The organism is Rhizobium sp. IBUN (genome assembly GCF_000510625.1).
GTDB lineage: Bacteria > Pseudomonadota > Alphaproteobacteria > Rhizobiales > Rhizobiaceae > Rhizobium > Rhizobium altiplani.
In genome coordinates this window covers 1-2327 of record NZ_AZNV01000094.1, presented here as the reverse complement: position 1 = coordinate 2327, position 2327 = coordinate 1, and the positions used below count along the sequence as shown (strand labels likewise).

1 protein-coding gene is annotated in these 2327 nt (G+C 62.9%); it reads right to left on the bottom strand.

The genetic code is table 11. The features are described 5' to 3' along the window. Window positions 1-137 precede the first annotated feature (137 nt). Window positions 138-2327 (bottom strand): Ig-like domain-containing protein (locus tag RHIBUN_RS0132925; RefSeq protein WP_025662881.1); only part of this gene is annotated, 2190 nt, incomplete at its 5' end.

The following is a 2327-nucleotide window of genomic DNA, read 5'->3' as shown; positions in this document are numbered from 1 at the left end:
CATCTCAAGAGCCGTCTGGGTGGGAGCAGGTTTCTTCAACATGTCCCAATGAATCACAAACCCCTGGACCAAGCCAGGAGTTTGTCAGCGGTCTGAGGCGCCGAGAGGCGCCTTTTCCTTTGCGGGTTGTCCGAACATCAGCCGACGTGCGGTGCCGTCGTCGTGTCGTGCTTGTCGTCGTAGAGGATCTTGACCGCTTCCGTGGTGTTCTGGAGAACCGCCACGTCGTGCCAGCCGCCATTGGCATTGACGCTGACCACGGTATCGACGCCTGACACCGTCGTCTTGACGCTGGCGAGTGCTTCCGCCTCGCTCGCCTCGTGGCCGAGCAGGCTGTCGAGGAGCTTCGAGACGTCGAGCGTATCGCCTTCACTGGCCTTGTAGTCGGTGATGACGTCGGCCATCGACACGTCCTTCAAGGCGTCGGTGTCGAGGACGAAGGTGTCAGCCCCTGCCCCGCCAGTCATCGTGTAACCGCCGCCGCTGGTCAGCGTGTCGCTGCCTTCGGTGCCGTATAGATGACCAATCCCGCTGAAATCAATCTCGGCGAGACCGCCGTCGCTTCCGATCGAGAAATCGCCGGCAGAATAGTCGCCGTTGAGCCCGATGGTGGCGGTATGCGTACCGTCAGTGACGGTCAGCAGGCCGCCAGTTCCCGCCGCGTTTTCGGCATAGGAGAAGCTGGCGGTCGCGGCCGAGATGTCGCCGAAATGCAGCGTGTCATTGCCGTCGAGGCCAGCGAACGTGCCAGTGAACGATGCCGCATGGTCGATGGTGATGGCGGACTGGGCGTCTGTGTCCAGGACGATCGCCTGGCTGAACGCGCCGCCGATTTCGAGGCCGGCGTGACCCGACAGGTGCACCGCGCCGTTGCCGCTGACATTGCCCTCGAGATCGAGATTGCCGCCATTCGCCCACAGCAGGCCGTCATTGACGATGTTGCTGTGCACGTCGAGGCCTCCGGTACCGGTTGCCTCCAGCGTACCGGTGTTGACCACCGCGTGGTCACCGGTGTCGATGACCAGTGCGTCGCTGCCATCGGCAATGATCGTGCCTTTATTGACCAAGGTCAGATGGCCTTCACCAAGCTGGCCGGCGCCGGAGATCGTGTTGTCGACATTGGTCAGCGTGACAGTGTCGGCGCTACCGAAGATGACGTTCGCCGCATTGTCGGACAGCGTGACCGTGCCGCCGCCGGTCAGTGTCAGGCCGTGCTGCACGATTTCGAAATTCGTCTCGCTGCCGGTCGAGGCGATATGGATGCTGCCAGTGTTGTCGAGTGTGCCGCTGAACGGCATCAGCGAGCCGTCGCTGAGCACCAGGTCGCCGGTATTGTGCGTCACCGGCGTCTCGTTGAACAGGAAGTCGTCCGCGGAGAGAGACGCCGCGGTGACGCCGGCCAGCGTAATCGTCTGGCCATCGCCGAGCGTGATGACGGCATTGCCCGACGCGTCGGTCGACAGGTGGGCCAGAACGTCCGCGAAGCTCGAGAAACCGGCAAAGCCGATCAGGTCGATCTTGTCACGCGCCGTATCGAAGCTGTGGACGACGTCGGTGCCGATCTTGTTGGCAAACACCAGCGTGTCGTCGCCGCTCGACGCGGTGAGCGTATCGTCGCCCGACCAGGCGAAGATCGGCGCACCCTTGGCATAGGCCTCGACGTTGTCGGCGATATAGGCCGTACCGGTCGTGCCGTCCGCGTTGGTCCAGCTCTCGCTGACCTGAAGCACCAGCGCTCCGGTGTAGCCATCGGGCGACGTGACCGTCAGCGACGACGGATCGCTCGTCACCACCGACCAGGTACCATCGGCGTTGTGCGTACCCTCGCTCAACACCCAGCCGGCCGGAAGGCCCGCGACGGTGAGCGAGACTGCGCCGGCGTGATCCGCCGGAGCAGAGAGCGCGAGGTTGATCTCCTCGCCGGAGGCGCCGGCGGGGGCAAAGAAGTTCGTCGACGACCCGGAGGAACCGCTATTGCCCGCCGCATCCGTGTAACTACCAGCCGCGACCGTCGCGGTCCTGGCAGTGGAGTTGCCGCCGGTGGAGTAAGTGAAGTCCAGAGTATAGACGTCGTGACCCGAGCCATCCGGCGCGACATGCACGAGACTGGAGTACCCCGTAATCTTGTTGCCAAAGCTGATGTCATTGATATCAAACCCGGATACCGCCTCGCTGAAAGTGAAGGTGAAGGTACCCGATCCACCACTATGGGTTTCCGTGATAGTCACGGTCGGCGCTACGGTATCGACTGCGTAGTTGCCCGAGGTTCCGGAGGCACCAGTGTTACCCGCAGCGTCGGTATAGCTTCCATTGGTGACCGAAATCAC